The sequence below is a fragment of the Anoxynatronum buryatiense genome (assembly GCF_900182905.1).
In the GTDB taxonomy this organism is placed as follows: Bacteria; Bacillota; Clostridia; order Peptostreptococcales; family Tindalliaceae; genus Anoxynatronum; species Anoxynatronum buryatiense.
Window position 1 is genome coordinate 245,452 of sequence record NZ_FXUF01000001.1, and the last position, 23,527, is coordinate 268,978.

At 47.9% G+C, this 23,527-nt stretch carries 23 protein-coding genes; all 23 read right to left on the minus strand.

Going from position 1 to position 23,527, the window contains the following annotated elements; translation table 11 throughout:
• Positions 1-10: 10 nt before the first annotated feature.
• The 23 genes from QOL74_RS01110 to hemW all read right to left on the minus strand — a co-directional run bounded on the left by QOL74_RS01110 (position 11) and on the right by hemW (position 23,494).
• A complete protein-coding gene (locus QOL74_RS01110) occupies positions 11-1,399 on the minus strand; it encodes a glycine--tRNA ligase (RefSeq protein ID WP_283407583.1) in 1,389 nt (462 codons plus the stop codon).
• 261 nt (positions 1,400-1,660) lie between these two features.
• Positions 1,661-2,524, minus strand: a complete 864-nt coding sequence (gene recO / locus QOL74_RS01115; protein ID WP_283407584.1) for a DNA repair protein RecO — start codon at positions 2,522-2,524, stop codon at positions 1,661-1,663.
• Positions 2,525-2,539: 15 nt separating this feature from the next.
• Positions 2,540-3,430 carry a GTPase Era gene (gene era / locus QOL74_RS01120; protein ID WP_283407585.1) on the minus strand — a complete coding sequence of 297 codons (891 nt, stop codon included), beginning with the start codon at positions 3,428-3,430 and terminating at the stop codon, positions 2,540-2,542.
• Positions 3,420-3,845 (minus strand): cytidine deaminase, encoded by a 426-nt coding sequence (locus tag QOL74_RS01125; RefSeq protein WP_283407586.1) that lies wholly within the window; start codon positions 3,843-3,845, stop codon positions 3,420-3,422. Before QOL74_RS01125 ends, era begins: the two co-directional genes overlap by 11 nt.
• A 70-nt stretch (positions 3,846-3,915) precedes the next feature.
• On the minus strand, positions 3,916-5,034 hold the full coding sequence (locus tag QOL74_RS01130) for a DUF3048 domain-containing protein (protein WP_283407587.1): 1,119 nt from the start codon (positions 5,032-5,034) through the stop codon (positions 3,916-3,918).
• 67 nt (positions 5,035-5,101) lie between these two features.
• The gene (locus tag QOL74_RS01135) at positions 5,102-5,806 is read right to left on the minus strand and encodes a diacylglycerol kinase (RefSeq protein ID WP_283407588.1); all 705 of its coding nucleotides are present in this window, start codon (positions 5,804-5,806) and stop codon (positions 5,102-5,104) included.
• Between the two features lie 18 nt (positions 5,807-5,824).
• Complete coding sequence (ybeY, locus tag QOL74_RS01140; RefSeq protein ID WP_283407589.1) at positions 5,825-6,286, minus strand: rRNA maturation RNase YbeY; 462 nt, start codon at positions 6,284-6,286, stop codon at positions 5,825-5,827.
• Positions 6,283-8,388, minus strand: coding sequence for an HD family phosphohydrolase (locus QOL74_RS01145; protein ID WP_283407590.1), 2,106 nt, complete (start codon positions 8,386-8,388; stop codon positions 6,283-6,285). Before QOL74_RS01145 ends, ybeY begins: the two co-directional genes overlap by 4 nt.
• A 23-nt stretch (positions 8,389-8,411) precedes the next feature.
• The gene (locus QOL74_RS01150; protein WP_283407591.1) at positions 8,412-9,377 is read right to left on the minus strand and encodes a PhoH family protein; all 966 of its coding nucleotides are present in this window, start codon (positions 9,375-9,377) and stop codon (positions 8,412-8,414) included.
• 162 nt (positions 9,378-9,539) lie between these two features.
• Complete coding sequence (locus QOL74_RS01155) at positions 9,540-10,085, minus strand: hypothetical protein (protein WP_283407592.1); 546 nt, start codon at positions 10,083-10,085, stop codon at positions 9,540-9,542.
• Positions 10,086-10,151: 66 nt separating this feature from the next.
• The gene (floA, locus tag QOL74_RS01160) at positions 10,152-11,141 is read right to left on the minus strand and encodes a flotillin-like protein FloA (RefSeq protein WP_283407593.1); all 990 of its coding nucleotides are present in this window, start codon (positions 11,139-11,141) and stop codon (positions 10,152-10,154) included.
• A 12-nt stretch (positions 11,142-11,153) separates the two neighbouring features.
• Positions 11,154-12,458 carry an NfeD family protein gene (locus QOL74_RS01165; RefSeq protein WP_283407594.1) on the minus strand — a complete coding sequence of 435 codons (1,305 nt, stop codon included), beginning with the start codon at positions 12,456-12,458 and terminating at the stop codon, positions 11,154-11,156.
• A 327-nt stretch (positions 12,459-12,785) separates the two neighbouring features.
• Positions 12,786-13,232, minus strand: a complete 447-nt coding sequence (locus QOL74_RS01170; protein ID WP_283407595.1) for a GatB/YqeY domain-containing protein — start codon at positions 13,230-13,232, stop codon at positions 12,786-12,788.
• A gap of 40 nt (positions 13,233-13,272) precedes the next feature.
• Entirely contained in the window at positions 13,273-13,455 is a 183-nt protein-coding gene (gene rpsU / locus QOL74_RS01175; RefSeq protein WP_283407596.1) for a 30S ribosomal protein S21, read from the minus strand.
• Positions 13,456-13,603: 148 nt separating this feature from the next.
• Entirely contained in the window at positions 13,604-13,951 is a 348-nt protein-coding gene (locus QOL74_RS01180) for a histidine triad nucleotide-binding protein (protein ID WP_283407597.1), read from the minus strand.
• Positions 13,952-14,012: 61 nt separating this feature from the next.
• Entirely contained in the window at positions 14,013-15,392 is a 1,380-nt protein-coding gene (mtaB, locus tag QOL74_RS01185) for a tRNA (N(6)-L-threonylcarbamoyladenosine(37)-C(2))-methylthiotransferase MtaB (protein ID WP_283407598.1), read from the minus strand.
• 1 nt (position 15,393) lies between these two features.
• Positions 15,394-16,176, minus strand: coding sequence for a 16S rRNA (uracil(1498)-N(3))-methyltransferase (locus QOL74_RS01190; RefSeq protein WP_283407599.1), 783 nt, complete (start codon positions 16,174-16,176; stop codon positions 15,394-15,396).
• A gap of 90 nt (positions 16,177-16,266) precedes the next feature.
• Entirely contained in the window at positions 16,267-17,226 is a 960-nt protein-coding gene (prmA, locus tag QOL74_RS01195) for a 50S ribosomal protein L11 methyltransferase (RefSeq protein WP_283407600.1), read from the minus strand.
• Positions 17,227-17,258: 32 nt separating this feature from the next.
• Positions 17,259-18,404: a molecular chaperone DnaJ gene (gene dnaJ / locus QOL74_RS01200; RefSeq protein ID WP_283407601.1), complete on the minus strand. Its 1,146-nt coding sequence runs from the start codon at positions 18,402-18,404 to the stop codon at positions 17,259-17,261.
• A 133-nt stretch (positions 18,405-18,537) separates the two neighbouring features.
• Positions 18,538-20,370, minus strand: a complete 1,833-nt coding sequence (dnaK, locus tag QOL74_RS01205; RefSeq protein ID WP_283407602.1) for a molecular chaperone DnaK — start codon at positions 20,368-20,370, stop codon at positions 18,538-18,540.
• Between the two features lie 75 nt (positions 20,371-20,445).
• Positions 20,446-21,045, minus strand: a complete 600-nt coding sequence (gene grpE / locus QOL74_RS01210; RefSeq protein WP_283407603.1) for a nucleotide exchange factor GrpE — start codon at positions 21,043-21,045, stop codon at positions 20,446-20,448.
• Between the two features lie 161 nt (positions 21,046-21,206).
• Entirely contained in the window at positions 21,207-22,235 is a 1,029-nt protein-coding gene (hrcA, locus tag QOL74_RS01215) for a heat-inducible transcriptional repressor HrcA (protein WP_283407604.1), read from the minus strand.
• Positions 22,236-22,336: 101 nt separating this feature from the next.
• Complete coding sequence (gene hemW, locus QOL74_RS01220) at positions 22,337-23,494, minus strand: radical SAM family heme chaperone HemW (RefSeq protein ID WP_283407605.1); 1,158 nt, start codon at positions 23,492-23,494, stop codon at positions 22,337-22,339.
• Positions 23,495-23,527 lie beyond the last annotated feature (33 nt).

Here is a 23,527-nt window from a genome sequence, read left to right on the forward strand (position 1 = left end):
ATCTCCTCCTTTAAAATACAAGTCGCTTGGCCAGATAGTGGACGAGTTCGTCTATAGATACCCTTTCTTGTTCCATTGTATCACGATGACGAACTGTCACGCACCCATCTTCCAGAGAATCGAAGTCAAAAGTAATGCAGAAAGGTGTGCCCACCTCATCATTACGGCGATAGCGTTTACCGATACTGCCGGCATCATCATATTCAATCATAAAATGTTCTGACAGCAAATCATACACTTTCATCGCATCATCACCCAGTTTTTTGGCCAGGGGCAACACAGCCGCCTTAATGGGAGCCAAAAACGGATGCAAACGCAACACCACTCGTGTATCATTTTCACCCACCTGTTCTTCATCGTAGGCATCCACCAGGAATGCAAGAGCAACTCGGTCAGCCCCAACAGATGGCTCGATGCAATAAGGCACGTATTTTTCATTGGACACCGGATCCTGATAATGGAAATCAACCCCGGAATGGGCCGCATGCTGTTTCAGGTCAAAATCGGTACGATCGGCAATTCCCCACAATTCGCCCCAGCCAAAGGGGAACCGGTACTCAATATCGGTGGTGGCGGCACTGTAATGGGACAGTTCTTCTTTTTCGTGTTCACGCAGCCGTAAATTATCCGGAGTCAGGCCCAGGCTGATGAGCCAATTGTGACAGAAGTTGGACCAGTAATCAAACCACTCCAAATCTGTTCCTGGTTTGCAGAAAAACTCCAACTCCATCTGTTCGAACTCCCGAGTACGAAAGGTAAAGTTTCCCGGTGTAATTTCATTACGAAAGGATTTGCCTATTTGGCCAATGCCGAAGGGCACTTTTTTACGTGAAGACCGTTGCACATTTTTGAAATTCACAAAAATTCCCTGTGCTGTTTCGGGACGCAGATATATTTGTGTACTGCTGTCTTCAGTAACTCCCTGAAACGTTTTAAACATCAGATTAAACTGCCTAATTCCTGTGAAGTTGTGAGCACTGCATTCGGGGCAGGCTATCTGATTTTCTTCAATGAAAGCCGCCATTTTTTCCGTACTCCAACCATCCACAGCAGCATGGCTGGCTTCATCTCCCAGAAAATCTTCAATCAGCTTATCTGCCCGAAAGCGGGATTTGCATGCTTTACAGTCCATCAACGGGTCACTGAAACCACCCACATGACCGGAAGCTTCCCATGTTTTTGGATTCATTAAAATGGCCGCGTCAAGACCCACATTATGGGGGCTTTGCTGAATGAATTTTTTCCACCATGCCTTTTTCACATTGTTTTTGAATTCAACACCTAATGGGCCGTAGTCCCAGGTATTGGCAAGACCTCCGTAAACTTCTGACCCCGGAAAAATATAACCCCTTGATTTTGCCAGTGCAACCACTTTTTCCATGCTCTTTTCCACTGCCATCATAACGACTCCTCTCATATTTGCATTCTCTTACCTGTTCATTTGACAATCTCTTTCAGTTCAGGAAGTATGGTAGCATAAAAAAATGCCTCCTGTCCCTTGCATAAGGGACGAAAGCATCATATGTCTTCCGCGGTTCCACCCTGATTGATATCGACTCAGGCGATACCCACTTTCATCAGTTCAGCTCACAGATGCCCTTCATTTCAGACTTTCGCCAGGCTTCCACCGGCCCCGGCTCGCTTTGGAAAGTGACGGAAATTACTCCTTCTGCTCATCGCTGTTTTCACCAGATTCAGTTTTAATGACTGTACCAGATTTACCTGTTTCTGTCAATGTGGTGCTGGTGTTTTCTTTCTCGCTGCCCTTAATGACTGGAAGAAATCCCTGTTGCTGAAGCAGCTTCTGACTTCGGAACTGGTGGCGTTCCATATGGTAAAGCAGGTAGTGCCGCATGAGCTGTTGCAGCTCGTCATTGAGCTTTTGATGGATTTTAAGACGCACCACATCTTGAAGTGGTTTGGTTCCAAGATACCTGAGCAGTTTCAGGCAGGTAGGGGATATGTGTGAGGCTTGGGGATCCTGGTGTCGGCAGTTCCCACACAAAATCCCCCCCTGGGCCGCTGAAAAAGACCATTGCTCTGAATAGGCAATACCACAGGCAACACAAGCCATTGTTTGTGGCGCATAGCCGCAAACCCGGGTGTAGTGTACTTCAAAGGCTCTTGTCAGGGTGTTCAGCTCGGTTTCGTTTCGACTGAGCAGGGTCAGTCCTGTTCCAAAAAGAGAATAAAGACGGGGATGGGGCTGTCCTTCGTTGATTTCTATATCCACCAGCTCCACCAGGTAAGCCGCTTCCATCAACCGCTGATAATCTTCTCGAAGGGGGTAGAAAATCTGCTTTGCCTCCACCTGGTTAACCGTATAGAGGCTGCGTCCCTGATAAAGCAGAAAATCAGAATGACAAAAAGGCTGAATACCGGCCAGCATTTGACTTTTAGCACGACGCGAGCCTTTGGCAACTGCACTTATTTTTCCCAACTTTCGACTGAAAAGCACGATAAGGCTGTCTGATTCTCTGTATTTTTGGCTTTTCAGTACAAATGCTTCCGTTTTAATCAGCATCAAGCGCCGCCGCCTTTATTCGTCGTAACCAAAGTCCCGCAAAGAGGCCGCCTGATCACGCCAGCCTTCTTTCACTTTTACCCACAGCTCCAGATATACTTTCACTCCCAGAAAACGCTCCATATCTTCCCGGGCACTTTTGCCGATTCCTTTTAACTTGCGGCCATTTTTGCCTATGATCATCCCCTTGTGGGATTTCTTTTCACAGAAGATGGTGGCCTGCACTTCCATCAGCTGTTTTTCTTCATTGAGTCGCATGCGCTCCGTCATCACCGCTACCCCGTGGGGTATTTCCTGCTCCAGATACTGGAGCACTTTTTCGCGAATGAGCTCTGCCATAATCACCCGCTCCGGCTGGTCAGTGATCATGTCTTCAGGGAAGTACCGGGGCCCCTCAGGAAGATGTGCTTCCAGCTCCCGCAGCAACTGCTCCAAATTAACTCCCAATGTTGCTGAAAGAGGAATAATCCGTTGAAAACGGCCGGTTGTTTCATAAAGACCGTAACAATGATCCAGCTGCTCGCCGTTGGAAAGGTCAATTTTATTAATCACCAGAATCACCGGTGTTTTGATCTCTGCCAGCATCTCCATAATATACCGGTCGCCCGGCCCTATGTCATTTTCCGGTTCAACAAGGTACAGAATAACATCCACATCGGCCAGGGTATTCATGGCACTTTGCATCATAAAGTCACCCAGCTTGTTTTTGGGACGGTGAAGTCCCGGCGTATCCACCAACACCATCTGGCTTCCAGGGCGGTTTAAAACTCCCCGGATGCTGTTACGGGTGGTTTGGGGTTTTGAAGACATGATGGCCACTTTTTCGCCGATCAGTCGATTCATGAGGGTCGATTTTCCCACATTGGGACGACCCACAACGGCTACAAAACCTGATTTAAAGGTCATGTGAATGAGCTCCTTCCCTGCTGTTTTCCAGATCATCCGGTGTAAAGGAATGGGGAAGTATGTCATTCATTGTATAAACCCGGTAATCTTCAGGTGTTTTGGCAACAATGATTTCCAGTTCCTTTCCAAATTCCACCATCACCTGCCTGCAAATACCACAGGGAAAAGTGTACGCATTTGGATCCCCAACCACAGCAATGGTCTTAAAGCGACGTTCACCTTCGGATACTGCTTTAAAGATGGCTGTGCGCTCTGCACAGTTAGTACCGCCATAAGAAGCACATTCCACATTGCATCCGGTATAAACTTTGCCGGAGACTCCAAGCAAAGCGGCTCCCACTTTGAAATGAGAATATGGAACGTAAGCATTTTCTCTAACTTCAAGGGCTATCTGAATCAAATCCTGGTGTGTCATTTTTTTCATCCTCTCTTATAGGGTGCCTCTTTACCACTGGTGAACTCCAGTCTGACAGGCATATTTGCCTTTACGGTGTTTCAGTTGCTTCTACAGGCTTAACCAGCGTGATTTCCTGACGTTCCGGAAAAATAGCAATATAGGTTTTTCCAGGATTCATGGTGAGGGGGAGGCCTGTTTTGGCTTCAACATAGACGGTGGGTTGGTTATAACCTGCCTTACTCCATTCGATGGCAACCGTACGCCCTTCTGAAATATAATGACCTTTGCCGCTTCCAATAATGCTGATCTCCCGACGACCGGCATCATCACCGGGAATCACGAAAATATTGGTGCGCTGGACTATCAGGTTGGTGAAGCGCAACGGTTCGCCTGTCATCTCATCAAGATGAGGTTCTCCCGATTGATATTTGATATATTCCCGGGTTTCGGGTTCATAATCAAAAGTTGATATGTAGGCATTTGAAAAGGGGATCGTCACATAGTCGGCCCGCTGCCCCAAGGGTGCTTTAGGTTCGCTTCGAAATAGCAGTCCACTTTCAAAATCGTCGGCCACTTCTCTGCGATAACCTGCTTTTTCCCAAGCTTCATCAATCAGCTCATGACTGGTGTAGACGCTGTGTTCCAGCATGCGGGGAATGGCGCGCCGTTCAGGGTCTCTCCAACTTAGTACACCGTCAGGTTTTGGCAGTCCATCAAGATTTGGTGCTTTCATACGACTGATGTACTCATAGGCCTGGGGGCTTCCGCCATAGTGCATGTAGAGTGCGTCGTGGCTGGCGGCCATATCCAGGTAATAGTGACGGGCACTGCGAATGGGGCCGATTTTCGCTGCATCGTACACATGAAAAACCGCCAGCAAGCGGGTGATATTGCCTTCAGCCAGGGTTTCATAGATAATGTCTGCCTGAGAAATACCGCTTTGAGGGTAAGCCACCTTGATATTGTTAATTTGCATGGCCACCGGCCGCACCGACGCCATTTCTTCAGGAATCCATAAGCCGGTGAGCGGGCTCTTTGCCATTCCCTCCGGAATGGGATTTGGTTCCGGTTCTTCTGTCATGATTTCTTCAACTATGGATTCTTCCAGTTCTGCAGGGTCTTCCTGAGGTGCTGATGATCCACATCCGGCGGACCACAGTGAAACCATCAGAAGCAACAGTATCAGCCATTTGACTCGATTCTTCAAGGGATGCCTTCCTCCTTAGCGTGTCTTGATTCTTGTGATTTGGAACGCTTGATTGATTTATTCTAACTTAAAGAAATAACTGAAACAGCAAGACAGTCACCAACAACCCCAAAAGAGCACCTGCAGCGACTTCCAGCAAACTGTGGATTTTCCCTTCTACACGACTCTGTGACACCAACACCGCCAGCAGAAAAGACAGGCTGGCAACCAGCACATGATTTGATATAAAGGTGATGGCAGTCGCCGTTGCAAAAGCCAGGGCTGCGTGACCACTGGGCATGCCACCGGACATTGGTGTTCCTTTCCCCCGGCCAAAATATGCTTTGGCGGCAACGGTGGCCAACACCACCACCATCAGGGCAATAAAGGTGATATGTATATCTGACTGACGCACTGTTTCAAGCACTTGTTTGGAAAGGGGATTGAGATGCTGAAAAAAAAGCAGATAAGCTACAATTAGTGCATTGAGGGCTGCGATCAGCACTGCCCCGGCAGCCACATTCTTAGCGATCTTGGCAAAAATATTGTATTGATCAGTCATCAGATCAATGGCTGACTCAATGGCGGTGTTAATCATTTCTGTCACCAGCACCAGAGAAATGGTGGCAATGAGGATCACCAGTTCCAGTCGGGTCAAATGAAAAAAGAGGCTCATGACCAGAACTCCCACGGCCGCGGCCACATGGATTTTCATGTTGCGCTGTGTTTTCAGTGCGTAAATGATTCCTTGAAAAGCGTAGTTGAAGCTGTCCATGAGATTTCGTGATTTCATGCCGGTCCTCCCGGCGGCCTAGCGAATCAATGCCAGCCGCTTCATGATGGTCTCTTCTTTTTCCCGCATCATCTGCTTGTCTTTCTCTGTCATATGATCATATCCCATAAGATGCAGGGTACTGTGAACCACCAGGTAGATCATTTCCCTGTCAACACTGTGTCCATACTCGGTTGCCTGTTCCAGCATTTTTTCAACAGAAATCACAATGTCTCCCAACAGTTTTTCAGGGGCGTTGTCAGGCGTATCCATGGGAAAGGAAAGCACGTCGGTGGGTTGGTCTTTACCCCTGTAGTCACGGTTCAGGGCCTGAATTTCTTCATTCATAACAAAGGAAAGGCTGACTTCGAAATCTTTCGGCCAGTCTTCCAGTTCATAGCAGGCAGTCACCGCCTGCTGAATCAGCTGTTCTTGTTGGAGTGTCAACGTGATGATATCTTGCCGATGATCAATGTCGATGAGAATGTCTCTTTGATTCATGGTGATTTTCCTTTCAATTCCTTCAGATCCATTTCCGGGTATTGGATACGTTCATGAAGGATCCCCGCCAGAATCCGGGTGAAAATTTTGCGAACTTCTTTCAGCTCTCTCAGGGTTAACTGACTGTCTTCCAGTTGACCATCGTCCAGTTTGCCCTGTATGATCTTCTGCACCATTTGTTCGATTCTGTCCCGCGTGGGGTTTTCCATGCTGCGAACTGCGGCTTCCACCGAGTCGGCCAACATTAAGATCGCCGTCTCTCTGCTCTGAGGGATCGGACCATTATAGCGATACATGTGTTCATCAATTTTCTCAGGCTCGCTACTGGCACTTTTAGCTTTGTGAAAAAAATATGCTGCCAGTGTGGTGCCGTGGTGTTCTTCGATAAACGCTCTGATTTTGACAGGCAGCCGGTGCTTCAATGCAATTTCCAGGCCTTCTTTCACATGCCCTGTAATAATGAGGGCACTGAGAGATGGTGCCAGTTTATCATGGGGATTCTCCATCATATACTGGTTTTCTTTGAAAAAGAAAGGACGTTTCAGTTTGCCGATATCATGATAGAAAGCTCCTGTGCGTACCAGAAGTCCGTCACCGCCAACAGCATTCACGGCAGATTCTGCCAGATTTCCCACAACGATACTGTGATGGTATGTTCCCGGCGCCTCCATAAGCAACCGCTTCAGCAAGGGATGGGATGGGTTAGACAGCTCGATGAGCTTTAACGGCGTTAGGATCGAAAACGTATACTCCCAGAAAGGCAGGGATCCTATGGTTAAAACCGCACATAAAATACCGTTGAGAAAAGCATAGATCAAATCCATCCACAAACGAACACTTTCGTGCATACCCACCAGGCGGAATACAGTGACCATCACCACATTCGCCGCTCCGATAATGACACCTGAAATGAAAATATTGCCCCGTTGCTGAGTGTTCATCATACTGAGCACTCCAGCGGTGCCGCCCACCAGGCCCATCATAATCATTAGAACGTTGTTCCCGGTGGAAAGCCCCACCAAAAGGGTAATCATGGTATTCGCCATCAGCGCCAGTCGGGGGTCTACCAGCAGTGATAACAGCATAGCTCCTGCAGCTGTTGGAATCAGATAGGGAGACAAGATAAAAATGGGGCGTGTCATCAGACTGATGAGGGTGATAATGAGGACAATCAGAAGCAGTTTGTCCAACTGATGCAACAGAACTGGATGAAATTGCCACAGATAACCCACAAACAACAGCATTACCAAGAGCACCACCAGGGTGATGCCGGCATAAAGCAGGTAGTTTGGTTGATACTCACCCTCCACCAGTCCCAGCTCACGCATGAGAGCCAGTCGGTCAGCAGTCACCCGGTCACCCTGACGCAGAATAGCCTCGCCCCGACGGATCACCACCGGTTCAATGCTTTCCTCCGCTTCCTGACGGGCATTTTCTGTCGCTTCCACATTTAAAAACTCGTTGGGGCGAATAGTTGAGTTGATAATAGTCACGGCTGTTTCCCTTAAGTTTTCCTCGAACTCTGTCAGGGTACCGACATATTCCCGAATCTGACCTTTCTCCCATTGTAAATCTGCCACTTTGATACCCTGGTTCATTCGCTGGGCAATTATTTCATAGAGATAGTTCTGCAAATTCTGTAGCCTTTCCACCGGTGTTTCTGCCAAAACCAACAGTTGGTATCCAGTGATTCCCAGCATGTTGTCCTGCAGTTCGGCCACTATTTCTTCCGGTGTCACTTCTTCCATTTCACGAACTTCAAAGACCAAATCAAACAGCGAATCGATATCTCTTTTTACTTCTGGGTAAATTCCCTGGTCCAGCCGATAAACAGGCTCAACACGACTCATGGCTTCTGAACGCAGCTGCTGGGTGCGGTGCTGATCCACGATCAACTTTGGTGATAACACTTCTTCAGGGGCTGCCTGACCGACACGCAAATCATATTTGGGTGGCTGAAGACTTGCCAAGAGCGTAAAAAAGAGCACCAAGAAAAAAAGCAGACACATCAGTACATATCCTGCGATCCGCTTCATTTCCAGCCTTCCCGATTCTGCAGGTGTCCCCTTTTTCCTTTTCTTCCATCCATCTATCAATGTCATACCGGACCTCCTGATGGTGTCTTCTATTTCTGTGACTCCGAGGCTTCGTAGGCCCGGATGATTTTCTGCACCAGCGTGTGCCTCACCACATCTTTATCATTCAAATAAACAATGCCAATCTCTGGGATACTTTTGACTACATCCAATGCTTCCACTAAGCCGGATGACTTACCCCTTGGCAAGTCAATCTGCGTAATATCACCGGTCACCACTGCCTTTGACCCAATACCCAGGCGGGTCAAAAACATTTTCATCTGTTCCCGGGTGGTATTTTGGGCCTCGTCAAGTATCACAAAGGCATGATCCAGTGTTCGCCCTCTCATATACGCCAATGGCGCCACTTCAATAAGTCCCCGTTCCATATACTTCTGGAACTTATCGACTCCCAAAATGTCGAAAAGGGAATCGTAGAGAGGCCGCAGGTATGGGTCAATTTTATCTTTCAGGTCTCCAGGTAAAAAGCCCAGGCTTTCGCCGGCTTCAATCGCCGGTCGTGTGAGGATAATTTTGTTCACTTCTCTGCTTCCAAATGCTTTCACCGCCATGGCGACGGCCAGATAAGTTTTGCCTGTTCCTGCAGGACCAATGCCAAAGGCGAGGTCTTTCTGCTGCATCGTTCGAATGTAATGGGCCTGACCCAATGTTTTGGACTTTATCATGCGGCCTTTAGCCGTCATGTAGACCGGCTCTTCCATAAACCGGTTCATGTGCTCCACCTGATCATCCTGAATCAAACTGATGAGGTAGGCCACTTTCTGGGGAGTCAATGTCTCTCCTTTGTCTTTTGCGGCCAGCAGACCTTCCACCAGTTGTGTCGCTGCTTTAATTCCGGCATCCGGCCCCAGAAGCAAAACGGCTTCCTGGCGTGCAACCATCTCAACACCAAAGGCTTCTTTGACAAGTCTGGCGTGTTCGTCTGCCGAACCAAAAAGCGCTTGCATCCATTCCGCTTTGATCACGGGAATAGATCTTTGAGCTGTCTGATTCAAATAGAATCCTCCTGTTCGTTTATCCTGCTATATGGGCAGTGACGTCATTTACACCATTATAACGCATTGGGAGTACTACAACAACCATGTCATCGTAGGTTTCCCCCAAGACAAAACAGCCTCCGAAACGAGGCTGTTCTGCTTGTTCATTCAGGTTCGTGGTTACCGTCTCATACTTTTGGGCTTTCCCAGTATTTCTGAGAAGATGATGCCGTTAAGCACAGTCTCTTCTGTCAGCTCAATGGCTGCTGTCTTAGGCATTTCTTTTATTTCATTTCCGTATATCGGACTCTTACGCTTCATCGTTTCGCTGGGTTCAACATTCCGCCCGTCTGTTGACTGTCCAGCCCCTCTATTCTTTGCTGCAGCGGTCACTGAAGATTTGGCAGACCTGGTGACCATCGCAGGGTCTTGCATTTCCAGACTGCGATCTTCAGGCACTTGTTCCGAAGCCTGCTTGAACTCATCCACCAGCTCCTGTTGCATTTCTCTGAAGAGATCTTGCAGTGTTCTTTTTGCCGGGCGGGCAGGCTTGGGAGGCTGAGATGGATGCTGAGTTTTAGGTTGACTGGCAGCCACTTTTGGCTGCTGGTTTTCCATTGGTTGAGGTTGCTGACGTTGTTGCCGTTGTTGGGCTTGTTTACGCCTGTTGGCCATCGAACTGATGACCACAAATACAATGAAGATAAGGATGCTTTCAATTTGCATACCATCACTTCCTTACTGTTCAGTGACAATGGCTTCACCAGATATTTTCAAAATATGCAGGATGTTCTACTGATCCTTATGGTCGCCATCATCTTTTTTAATGCGAGAAATGGCGTTGCGCATTTCTGTATCAGACATGACATTTTTCATGTTGTAGTAATCCATCACACCCAGATTACCTTCGCGGAGAGCTGCCGCCATTGCCTTGGGCACTTCGGCTTCGGCTTCCACTACTTTCGCCCGCATTTCTTCAACAGAGGCTTTCATTTCCTGTTCTTTTGCAACAGCCATTGCACGGCGTTCCTCAGCTTTCGCCTGGGCAATCCGCTTATCAGCTTCTGCCTGATCGGTCTGCAGCTGTGCTCCGATATTACGGCCCACATCAATGTCTGCAATGTCGATGGACAGTATTTCATAGGCTGTTCCGGCATCAAGACCCTTGTTCAGAACGGTTCGTGAAATCATGTCAGGGTTTTCCAGCACGTCTTTGTGAGATTCTGCCGATCCAACAGTGGTGACAATCCCTTCACCAACACGAGCAATGATGGTTTCTTCACCTGCACCACCCACCAGCCGTTCAATGTTGGCCCGAACTGTTACCCGGGCTTTGGCGATTACTTCAATGCCATTTTTGGCCACTGCTGCAATTTTGGGAGTCTCAATCACTTTCGGATTAACACTTACCTGAACGGCTTGCAACACATCACGGCCAGCCAGATCAATCGCCGCCGCCCGTTCAAATTCAAGATTAATTTCAGCTCGTTGTGCCGCAATGAGTGCGTCGATAACCCGGTTGACATCGCCACCAGCCAGGTAGTGTGCCTCCAACTTGTCGATGTTCAATGCCAGACCTGCTTTAGTGGCCTTGATCAATGGATTGACAATGCGTGATGGTGCCACACGACGGAACCGCATTCCAATCAGTGTAAAAATCCCCACGCGAACACCCGAGAAGAAGGCCGTCACCCAGAGTCCCAGCGGAACAAAGCTTAAAAACACGGACAAAAGTACAATAACGACTGCTACAGTGATGATTAATCCAATCAAACCTTCCATTCAAAATCCCTCCTAATCGACTTTTTTGACCACAATTCTTCTGCCTTCCCGTCGAATCACTTTCACACGGGTACCCGTTTCCACGTACATGCCTTCAGAAACGGCATCCACCTTTTCTCCTTCTATGTCCACAGTACCAGCAGGGTGCAGGTAACTGATGACAATCCCCTCTTTTCCAATCAGTGCTTCCTTCCCTTCAGTTGATACATATCCCAGATCAGTACGCATTTCAGTCGCCAGGGTGAGCCGGTCGAAGTATTTGCTTTTGGGGGCATACTTTAGTATCACAATGAGCGCAATCACTGATGCCGCCAAGGAGATAACCAGCGAAACAATGGCCGATGTAATAGAGCTGGAGGCCATGACAATGCTGACCACAATAAGAAGAATACCACCAATACCAGGAAAACCAAACCCAGGGGCGAAGGCTTCAATTAACAATAGAATAATGCCTGCCAAAAATACTAAAAGCACTGCTGTACCTGCATTTCCAGCCAAAATACTCCCGCCGAAGTATAGAGCGAAAGCAACAAAGCTGACAGTGCCGCCAAATCCAAAACCAGCCGTAAAGACTTCGATGAGCAGGCCGACGAACCCGACAGACAACAAGATGGGAGCCACATAGGCACTGGTGAGCACCTGTGCCATTTTGAAGGCCCTGGATACTTCCATTTCAATCAGAGAAGCGTTTGGCATTTCCATCACATGCAATACTTCCTGAAGTCCCCTCGCGGTAAAATCAGATAATTCTGCCTCAAGAGCCTCAGCCGCTGTCATGTTGAGCAGTTGTCCGGCTGTGGTGATACCTTCAATTTCAATGCGTTGATCAGCCATTGCTGCCACCAGTTCGGGATTCCGGCCTTTTTCCTGTGCCACAGACCGAAGCACGCCTGTCCATGCGGAGAGTGCTTTTTCTGTATCAGGAATGGTTTCTGCAGAGCCAATGTTACTGCCTGGTGCCATGGTAACGGTGTCGGCTGAGATGGCGAGAAGGACCCCTGCCGAAATAGCTCGCGGGTTAATAAAGGAAGCTGTTGGAACCTGAAGCCCTGTGATCATTTCACTGATGCGTTCAGCGGCATCCACACGCCCTCCGTAGGTGTCAATCACAAAAATGATGCCTGAAAGCTGGTCATCTTCCTGTGCCGTTGCCAACGCTCCGGAGACAAACTGCTCCATGGCAACACCCACTTCTCCTTGCAATGGTATCACATAGACATGACCATTTTCATTTTGACCCCATGCAAAGGAGCTGGTGAGCATCAACACAAAGACAATGATCCAGAGCTGTCGTCTTAAAAAAATTGGTCGTTTCATGGTCATGCTCCTTTCTGTCATTCGAGCAAAAAAAAGATCCTCCGCGGGCCATGTTTGGGCAATGAGTGATACCATCACCACCGATTCCTTCTATTTGGATATATACGCCAATGGGGGCATTTCAATCAGAAACTTTCAGGTTTTCAGCCAGCCCGCTTGGATGGGACAGTTGTAGACCACAACCAAAAAAGCACCTGATTCCCGCTTATTTCACCCTTGTATTTGTTATGACGTCGTTTGCTGGCAAAAGTTTCCATTGATGATATGATTGCATCATTATGTTTTTTTTGAAAGAAAAACCCGGCACAGGCCGGGTTTTTACTTTAATCAGGAAGACAAACACTGGCGCACCAGCTGATTCACTGTCTTTCCGTCTGCTTTACCTTTAGTTTTTTCCATAACCAGAGACATCACTCTGCCCATGTCTTTCGCCGATTCGGCTCCGGTGGCTGCCACCGCGTCCTGGACGATTGCCATCAGTTCCTCTGTAGAAAGAGGTTCGGGCAAATAGGATTCCAGGATGCCGATTTCCATTTCAGTTTGTTCAACCAGATCCTGCCGGTTACCCTGCTGAAAGGATTCCAGTGCATCTTTGCGCTGTTTCACCTGTTTCATGATCAGCAGCTGCACATCCTCATCCGAGCAATCCTTGCGTTCATCAACTTCCACCTGCTTAATGGAGGAACGAATCATCGTGACCACATCCTTGCGGACGGTATCCCTATTTTTCATGGCTGCTTTCAAATCAGTAGCCAATTGTTCCTTTAGTGTCATTTGCTTCACCTGACTCTTCTTATTTCGATACTTTCACTCACTAAAACTTCTTGGTATTCTTTCTCCGGGCGGCCTCCGCTTTTTTCTTGCGGCGTACACTGGGCTTTTCATAATGCTCTCGTTTTTTGGCTTCGGATAACACGCCAGCTTTCGCACACTGACGTTTGAAACGACGAAGAGCGTTGTCCAGTGACTCATTATCTTTCACTTTGATTTCTGACATTGACTTCTCCCTCCCTCCGCTGGCACAGATAGTGCATGATCAGTCGCAGGTATTAACTGTGATGTGGCGGGGTTGATTGAACATGTTCCAATTATAACCTATCTGGACTTGTTGTGCAATAAACATTTTACATCAAGCATGCCGAAAATTAGCCGGGAGGCCATTGGAGAGATCGGCCGCCCAGAAGATGAAAATGCAAATGGTTCACCGTCTGTCCACCTTCCTGACCGGCATTATTGACTACCCGAAATCCTTTTTCTGCCAGGTTTTCCTTTTCAACTAACTGGTCAATCGCTTCAAAAATAGCTGGCAGCAGTGTGTTGCGCTGCTCCATGCTTAAGTTGTGTACCGCAGGAATATGCTCTTTTGGAATGACAAGAATGTGGGTGGGCGCCACCGGTGCCACATCTCGAAAAGCAATCACCTGATCCGACTCATAAACCACCTCTGACGACAGTTCCTTGTTGGCAATCCGGCAGAAAATGCAGTTCTCCATTCTTCACCGCTCCTTTTTAATTGACAGAATTATTGATGGTTCGCTGACAATAATACAGGCATTATACCACAATTCCTTCGCAACTATCTGTGCCCGTTCTGTGAATCTTAACCCGGATAATCCGCTGAAACGACGCTTCATCAAGGGGTGCCAGCACACGCACGTAATGACCGGTATGACCCTCCATCATGTCAGGCCTCTCTGTGGAAGGTTTTTCCATGAGAACCATTACTTCCCGGGAAATCAGCTGCTTCAGGTATGCTTCTTTCATTAAGGCTGCCAAACGGCTCAGACGCTGGCTGCGTTCATGCTTCACCGGCTCATCAACCTGTTGCGGGTAGGCTGCTGCCGGTGTTCCTTCTCTGGGAGAGTATCGAAACACATGAATGTCTGCAAATTGAATGTCTGATACAAAATCAAGTGTTTCTTGAAAATGTGCCTCGGTTTCTCCCGGAAAACCCACGATGATATCGGTGGTGATGGCTGCTTCAGGATCATACTGACGAATCAACTCCACCGCTTTTCGATATTGAAGGGTATCATAGCGTCGGTTCATTCCTCGCAGCACCTGATTACTGCCGCTTTGAAGCGAAAGATGAAAATGATGACAAAGTGATTGAAGCATCATCAGCTTCTCCGTAAAGTCAGTCGTGATCAAGGTTGGTTCCAGCGAACCCAGACGCAGGCGTTTCAGGCCTGTCATCTGATCAATGGATATCAGCAAGCGGATCAGTGCATCTGGCTCACCCTGTTCTTTTCCATAAGAAGCCAAATGAATTCCTGTCAAAACAACCTCCTGGTAGCCATTGGCCACCAGCTTTTGAATCTCGCTTATCACCGCCTCCGAAGGCCGGCTGCGTACCGGTCCCCGGGCATATGGGATAATGCAGTAACTGCAGTACTGGTTACAGCCATCCTGTATTTTCACGTAAGCCCGTGTCATGTCGTTGGTTTCCTGAACCGTTAGTGGTTCGAAGATTTCTCCGGCTTCATGGGGTTTAACCAGTACGATGGGATGCTTCTGATCATGCCTGGCATACTGCACCGCATCAACCAACCGATGCCGCTCCGTGGTGCCTGCAATCACCTGAATTCCTTCAATGCGACGTACTTCTTCAGGTGAAAGCTGCGCATAACAGCCGGCAACAGCTACGATAGCTTGTGGATTCAGTTTTCGGGCGCGGCGAATGAACTGTCGTGATTTCCGGTCACTCATACTGGTGACTGTACAGGTATTGATTAGCACCACATCGGCCATCTCTTCTGAGGACACATTGTCAAATCCTGCTTGTTGAAAGAGTTCAATCAGTGCCTGTGTTTCATACTGATTAACTTTGCAGCCCAGGGTCAGGGTTGCCAGACGTTTTCGTCGTCCATGACGCTTTTCAAAGGCATCGCCTGTTAAAGACAGTTCTGTCATCGGATGTTCCATTGCTTCCATTTTATGTTTCCTCCAAAGCTCCCATTTCGTACAAGACCACCGTCAGCAACACCAGCCCCGCTGTCTCTGTCCGAAGGATTCGGGGGCCAAGCCCTACTGTTTGTATGCCAGCCGCTTTTGCTGCAGCCACCTCATCTGTGGAAAAACCGCCTTCGGGGCCAATCCATATTTCTATACGGTCAAAGGCAGCCAGTTTTTCTTGTTTCAATTGTTCCGACAGATGCTGCCCCTCTTCACGTTCATATGCCAACAGTCGCAGTGTGCGATCTTTTTGATCTTCGGGATGCTTTATTTTCTCAAGCAAATCCTTGAACAAAGCCGGCGTTTCAACTCGTGGAATGGTGGTTCGCTTGCTTTGCTTCGAGGCTTCTTCAGCAATTTTTTGCCATCGTTTCTGTTTCTTCTCAGCATCTCCTTGGGATTCAAATTTGACCACCGTGAACTTGGTGCCTACAGGCTGAATGGCAGCGATTCCCATCTCGGTGGTTTTCTGAACGACCCAATCCATACGGCTCCCTTTGGCAATTCCCTGCACCAGTGTAACGGGTCGCATGGCTGATTCATGTTGTTTAATCCGACTGCTCATTATTGTCAATCCCACGCGCTGGGGTTCTATTTCTTCCACACGAGCCTGATACTGATGTCCCTGTCCATCAGAAATGCTGACCAGCTCCCCCAAAGAAAGACGGAGTACTTTTCGAATATGATGCACATCCGGTCCCAGGAGATCAATATGCTTTTCTGATTCATGGATGTTTTCAGGTGATGCAAAAAAGTGATGCATGTTTGCTCCTCTCTTCCTCTGTCTCCGCCCTGACATAAAGCAAAAACGGCAAGAAAGGACCCCTTTACAGCGGGTCCTGCTGCTTTTCATTTACTCTTTTTTGGTTGACTCACCAGGTACCGCCGCTGTGATCACTGCCCACTCTCCCAGAGATCGGGCCGAAATCATTTTCAGCCCCGCTTCTTCAATCGCCCTGGTCACCAGCGGAACTTTTTCATTAATGATCCCGGAAGCAATCCAAATACCACCAGGTTTCAAATACTGGTGAATATCCGGACACATCTTGACGATGATCTCAGCAATGATGTTGGATACCAGAATATCAGCCCGCTCTGATACCACATCCATCAAGTTGCCCTGTCGTATTTCAACACGATCACTAACCTGATTAAGTACTGCATTGCGTATGGATACTTCCACAGCCACCGGATCAAGATCCACTCCGATGGCCTGACGAGCTCCCAATAGTGCTGCTGCAATAGCCAGAATGCCACTGCCGCAACCAATATCCAGGACAGTCGTGGACTTGCCAACTGTTTTTTCAAGCTCTTGGATACACATAATGGTTGTTTCGTGGGTACCGGTGCCAAAGGCCATGCCCGGGTCCAGTTCCAGAATCACTTCATCGCCTGCTGCTTCATAGCTTTCCCAGGTGGGTTTAATCACCAGTTTACTTCCCGGTTTTTGAGGTTTGAAGTATTTCTTCCATTCTTCACTCCAGTCTTCCTCATCCACTGACAACACAACCACTTCTCCAAGACCAATGTCCAGCCCGTAGGAGGGCAGGTACTCCACCGCCTTTCGAATCAGTTCTACCTGCGCAACCGATTCTGGCGTATCCGGCAAGTAGCCTTTGACAACAGCACCCTCGTAGTAGCTGTCTGCCAATGACTCATCCACCAGTTCCCAGGCATCCTCACCCCGATCAAGCAGTTCGAGGTCCCGGGGGTCTTCGATGGCCACCCCATTCACACCTGCATCATACAGCACATTGGCCACAGCCTCCACTGCTGCAGTGGTGGTTTTAACGGAAACCTCGATCCACTTCATGGTTCTCATCCTTTCCATTGGCAGTTGATCTGCTACATCCCAAACATGTCTTTGACTTTTCCGAAAAAGGTTTTGCGTTGTTCGTGGGAATCTTCATGGCCTGCAGCTGCAAACTTACGCAACAGATCCTTTTGCTCGTCTGTCAGATTTTTGGGGATCTCCACCATTATTTTTACAAACTGGTCGCCCTTACCGTATCCTCTTGGGTTCTGGACGCCTTTGTTTTTCATCCGAAACACTGTACCGCTCTGAGTGCCTTCCGGAATTTTGTGCTTCACCCGACCCTCCAGTGTGGGCACTTCGATGGTATCTCCCAGTGCTGCCTGAGTAAAGGTGATCGGCACCTCACAGATAATATTGAATCCTTCACGCACAAAGAGTGGGTGCGGTTTTACCGTCAACACCACGTACAAATCTCCTGGAGGACCACCTTTTTCACCGGGAGCACCTTCACCCGGAACGGTGATGATCGACCCATTATCCACACCGGCAGGAATAGAAATGGATATTTTTTTCTTTTTGCGCATCTTACCAGTTCCCTGGCACACCGAGCAGGGTTTTTCAATAATGCGACCCTCTCCATGACAGTGGTCACAGGGGCGCACATTGACAATTTGCCCCAAAGGCGTTCGCTGGGTAAACCGTATTTCACCAGAACCATTACAATGAGTGCAAGTGGATGTGCCTGAACCCGGTTCGGCACCATCACCGCCACAATGGTCACAGGCATCCTGTTTGTTTACCTGAATGGTTTTTTCTTTGCCAAAAACAGCTTCATCGAAGGTAATGGTCATTTCATACTGCAGATTCGCCCCTTTTTGAGGGCCACGGCGACGCCGTGATGATGAAAAACCACCGCCACCGCCGAACATATCAAATATATCACCAAAAATATCTTCAAAGCCGCCGCCGCCACCGAAGCCGCCAAAGCCGCCTTGACCGCCGCCATTGCCTCCAAGTCCTGCATAGCCAAACTGATCATACAGCTTTCGCTTTTCCTGATTGCTGAGAATTTCATATGCTTCATTGGCTTCCTTGAATTTTTCACTTGCCTGCTGGTCATCCGGATTTCTGTCAGGATGGTATTTCATGGCCAGCTTTCTATAAGCTTTCTTGATTTCATCCTGACCCGCGTTTTTATCAATACCCAGTATTTCATAGCAGTCTCTTTTTGCCACTTGTTCACCACCCCAACTTTTCAATGCTTCTGTTCTCGTCTATTATAGAGAACTTTTCATCTGGTTTCAACCGGTACGTCGGACAATATAAAGGCAACCGCATGACATACGGCTGCCATGCGGTCAGATGATCCTACTTCTCTTCGTCGTCGACTTCCTCAAACTCAGCATCCACCACGTTGTCATCCTTTGCAGTCTGTCCGCCAGCAGTGTCGCCTTCTGGCTGCTGTGCCACATTCTCATACATTTTTTGAGATATTTCGTGGAAAACAGCAGTAACTCCTTCGACGCCCTTCTTCATGCCTTCAAGGTCATCGGACTCCAATGCTTTTTTAAGCTGTTCCAGTTCTGTTTGTACTTTTTCTTTCTGAGATGCTTCAATCTTATCTTCAACTTCTTTCAGAGTTTTTTCAGTTTGATATACCAGCGAATCGGCCTGGTTTCTGGTTTCAATTTTTTCTTTCTTTAGTTTGTCTTCTTCAGCAAACTTTTCAGCTTCCTTCACCTTTTTCTCGATTTCTTCCGGTGACAGGTTGGTGGAAGCAGTAATGGTTATTTTTTGCTCTTTGCCGGTGCCCAGATCTTTGGCATATACATTGACAATCCCATTGGCATCGATGTCGAAACTGACCTCAATTTGAGGTACTCCCCGTGGTGCCGGTGGAATGCCTGAAAGCTCAAAGCGTCCCATGGTGATGTTGTCAGCTGCCATGGGGCGTTCCCCCTGAAGCACGTGGATATCAACCGAAGGTTGGTTATCGGCTGCGGTGGAAAACACCTGGCTTTTCTTTGTGGGAATGGTGGTGTTGCGCTCAATCAGCTGGGTAAAGACGCCGCCCAGCGTTTCAATTCCAAGGGATAAGGGTGTCACATCAAGCAACAGCACATCTTTCACTTCGCCTGTTAAAACCCCCCCCTGAATGGCAGCACCCAGCGCCACCACTTCATCTGGATTGACTCCCTTATGAGGCTCTTTACCGGTAATCCGCTTGACGGCTTCCTGAACGGCTGGTGTCCGTGTCGAGCCACCCACCAAGATCACTTTATCAAGATCACTCGCCTGCAGCTTGGCATCTGCCAGTGCTTTTTTCATTGGATCAATGGTTTTATCCACAAGGTGTCCGGTTAATTCATCAAATTTAGCCCGGGTCAGATCCATGTTCAAATGCTTGGGACCTTCATTGGTTGCAGTAATAAAGGGCAGGTTAATGTTGGTGGTGGTGGTGCTGGATAATTCTTTTTTTGCCTTTTCAGCAGCTTCTTTTAATCTTTGCAGGGCCATGCGGTCTTTTCGAAGATCAATGCCTTCTTGTTTTTTAAACTCATCTGCAATGTGTTCGATGAGAACCTCATCGAAGTCATCTCCGCCCAGATGATTGTTACCATTGGTGGCCAGTACTTCAAAAACACCGTCTCCCAGTTCAAGAATGGATACGTCGAAAGTACCGCCGCCCAAGTCGTAAACCAGAATTTTTTGTTGTTGGTCTGTCTTATCCAGCCCATATGCCAGGGAAGCAGCTGTGGGCTCGTTGATAATTCGCATGACATTCAGACCGGCAATGCGGCCTGCATCCTTGGTGGCTTGGCGCTGACTGTCGGTGAAATAAGCGGGCACCGTAATAACGGCATCCTTCACGGTTTCTCCGAGATAACTTTCTGCATCAGCTTTCAATTTTTGCAGGATCATGGCAGAAATGTCCTGTGGTGTATAGTCTTTTCCGTCGGCTGATACTTTGTGGTCAGACCCCATATGCCGTTTGATGGACATAATGGTTTTTTCTGAGTTGGTGACTGCCTGACGTTTAGCTGGTTCTCCGATGATGCGTTCACCCTCTTTGCCAAAAGCAACAACAGACGGAGTGGTACGATTTCCTTCAGAGTTGGTGATGACAACCGGTTCGCCGCCTTCCAATACCGCGACACACGAGTTGGTGGTTCCCAGATCAATTCCGATAACTTTGCTCATTGTTTATTTCCTCCTTTTATCAAACGAATCGTATGGTTAAATATTGCTGATTATGGGTTGGTATCTGACTCATTTTTACTGATACACTTTGACCATGCTGGGACGCAGTACTCTGGATTTCATTCTGTATCCTTTTTGCATCACCAGAGCTACGCTGTTCTTTTGTTCCTCTTCAGTGGTTTCTTCAGTCATCACCGCATGATGTTGATGCATATCGAAAGGCTGCCCCAATGCTTCAATCTCTGTAATGTCATGCTTTTTAAGGGCTTCGATCATTTGCTGGTGAATCATCTCAATTCCTTTGTAAATCTGCGGGTCTGCCTCTTGAACGGATTCCAGTGCCCGTTCAAAGTTATCCAACACCGGCAGCAGATCTTTGGCCAGGTTTTCACAACCATAGCTGTGCAAATCTGATTTTTCTTTCTCCACCCGCCGTTTAAAGTTAAGAAACTCTGCCTGAAGCCGCAGAAGACGATCTTCTGATTCCTGCAATGCTGCTTCAAGTGACTCAACTTGCTTCAGTTGCGACGTTTCTTCATTTGCCTGAACTTCAGGCTCCGTTGAAGCTGAAGCTGGTGGACCAACATCCTCTGAACCGCTCTTGTCCTGCATTGAAGCATCCGGTTCTGCTCGCTCTGATTGTTCTTGTGTATGGTTCTGTTTTTCTTTCTTCACTGCATGACACCCGCTTTCTCAATATGATATTCACTATTCTGCTGTATTCGCATCATTCTAAATTGGCTTGAACTCCTTAAGAACTATCAACTGACCGACTGCATAAGTAGAGTGCAAAGCAGCCGCTCCGCACTCCCGTTATTTTGGAAGCCGATTTTTCATCAGGATTTATCTTTCAATGCCTGATTCATCAATCGACTCATTTGATCCAGCACATCAATGACATGCCCATAGTCCATGCGTGTCGGACCGATGACGCCCAGCCAGCCCAGCGTCTGATCATCAACCTGATAGGTGGCGCTGACAATACTGCATTCCCTGGCACGCTGTACCTGATTCTCACTGCCAATGGTTATTTTCAGCTGACCGCCTCCCGGATCAGTAATCATGCGGCTAATCACCTGTTTCTCTTCCATCAATGTCAGAAAGTCTTTTGCTCTGGTGAGGTCACTGAACTCCGGAAAGTTGAAAATATTAGTTGTGCCACTGAGATAAAGACTGATGTCACTCATTTGTTCCAGCGCGCGGAACATTTCAGGCATGATGGCATGTACCGTTGAATGGAACTGGGCCAGTTCTGTCTGAAGTGTTTGAACCAGACGGGTTTCTATTTCTTCCAGCGGCATCCCGGCAAATTCCTGGTTTAGGAAATTGGCAATCTTTTCCAAGTCATCTCCTGTCAGATTTGGCGGCACACGAAACACCGGATTTTGGATAAGCCCGGTATTGGTAACAAAAATAGCCAATAAATGAGCCTCATCGATACGGGTCAGCTTGATCTGTTTCAACCGGCTTTTTTTCACCTGAGGCGCCAACACGATGGATGTATAACTTGTGAACTCAGACAATAACCGGGAAGTATACTGCAGAAGCTGTTCCAATTCATTATACTGGCGCAGCAATTCTGTCTTGATTTTGACCCGATTTTTGTCGGCGGTTTGCTTAATTTCCATCAATTGGTCCACATAAAGCCGATAGCCTTTGTCAGAAGGCACTCTTCCGGCGGAAGTATGGGGTTGCAAAATATAGCCCAGCTCTTCCAAGTCGGCCATCTCGTTGCGAATTGTTGCCGGGCTGATTCCCAGATCATATTTTTTTGACAAACTGCGGGACCCCACAGGCTCTGCCGATTCAATGTAGTCACGGACAATTGCCTGCAAGATCATGAGTTTTCGATCATTTAACATCATCATGATCACCCTATTTTGTTAGCACTCTACTCAGGTGAGTGCTAATTCTTGATATCAAAATACCATTTCACAGAAATTTTGTCAAGCATTCTCCGCAGGAATTATCTGGAAGATACCAGCAGTTTTTCAAATACAAGGTTCGATAAATCAATTCCCTTTTCAGTCAATCTCAAAAAACCCGAATTTCGCTCCAACAATCCCCGTTGCACCAGTTCGGCTATCTCCTTTTCAAAAAATGACGCCATCGACTGCCCGTAACGACTTTCAAAAGCGGTCTCAGAAATCCCGCGCCGCATGCGCAACCCTAAAAACATGGTTTCACTCACCGACTCTGTCAGCCCAATTTTCTCGCTGTTCATGTACGGAAAATCACCCTGGTTGATTGCTGTCACATAGCTTTCCATTTGTTGACTATTTGCGGTTCTTTCGCCCGACAAGAATCCGTGGGCACCTGCTCCAAGGCCCAGATATTCTCTGTTTTCCCAGTAAGTTATATTATGATGACAGGATTTCCCAGGAAGGGCATAGTTGGAAATCTCATAATGTTGGTATCCTTTCTGCTGCAACCACTCAATTCCCCAACGAAACATGGCATATTCAAGATCTTCATTAGCTGCACATACTACCCCTGTTTCTCTCTGGCGGTGAAGGGGTGTGCCGGGTTCAAATGTAAGGCCGTAACATGATAAATGAGGTATCTTCATTGCTTCCAATGTTTCCAGTGATTCCTGCCACTGTTCCAATTGCTGGCCTGGAATTCCAAAGATCAAATCTGCGTTCACATTAACAAACCCTGCCTGGCGCGCAAGCTCCACCACCTGGTAGAAGTCGGCTGCAGTATGCCTGCGCCCCAGAAAAGCGAGGAGCGGATCATGTGTGCTCTGAAGACCCAGGCTGAGGCGGTTAACACCTGCCTGACGATAAGCTTTCAACTGATCCAGGGTCAACTGTTCCGGATTTGCTTCCATGGTGATTTCTGCATTTTTTGTAAGATTTCCCACTGCGGCCAGTTTCTCAAGAATACGACTGGTATGAACGCCCGTCAGCAACGAAGGTGTGCCGCCACCAAAAAAAACCGTGGCGACCGGCCTTTCAGCCAGTCGACCCCGGTAAAGATCCACTTCTGCCAGCAGTGCTTCCACATACCCGTCAAGATCTTCAAGGCGGTTGGGCCATGATAAAAAATCACAGTAATGGCATTTTTGACGACAGAACGGTATGTGAATGTAAATGCTTAAAGGGTGTTGATTGCTCCACATTTTTAAAACCTACTTTTCATGAAATGGATAACT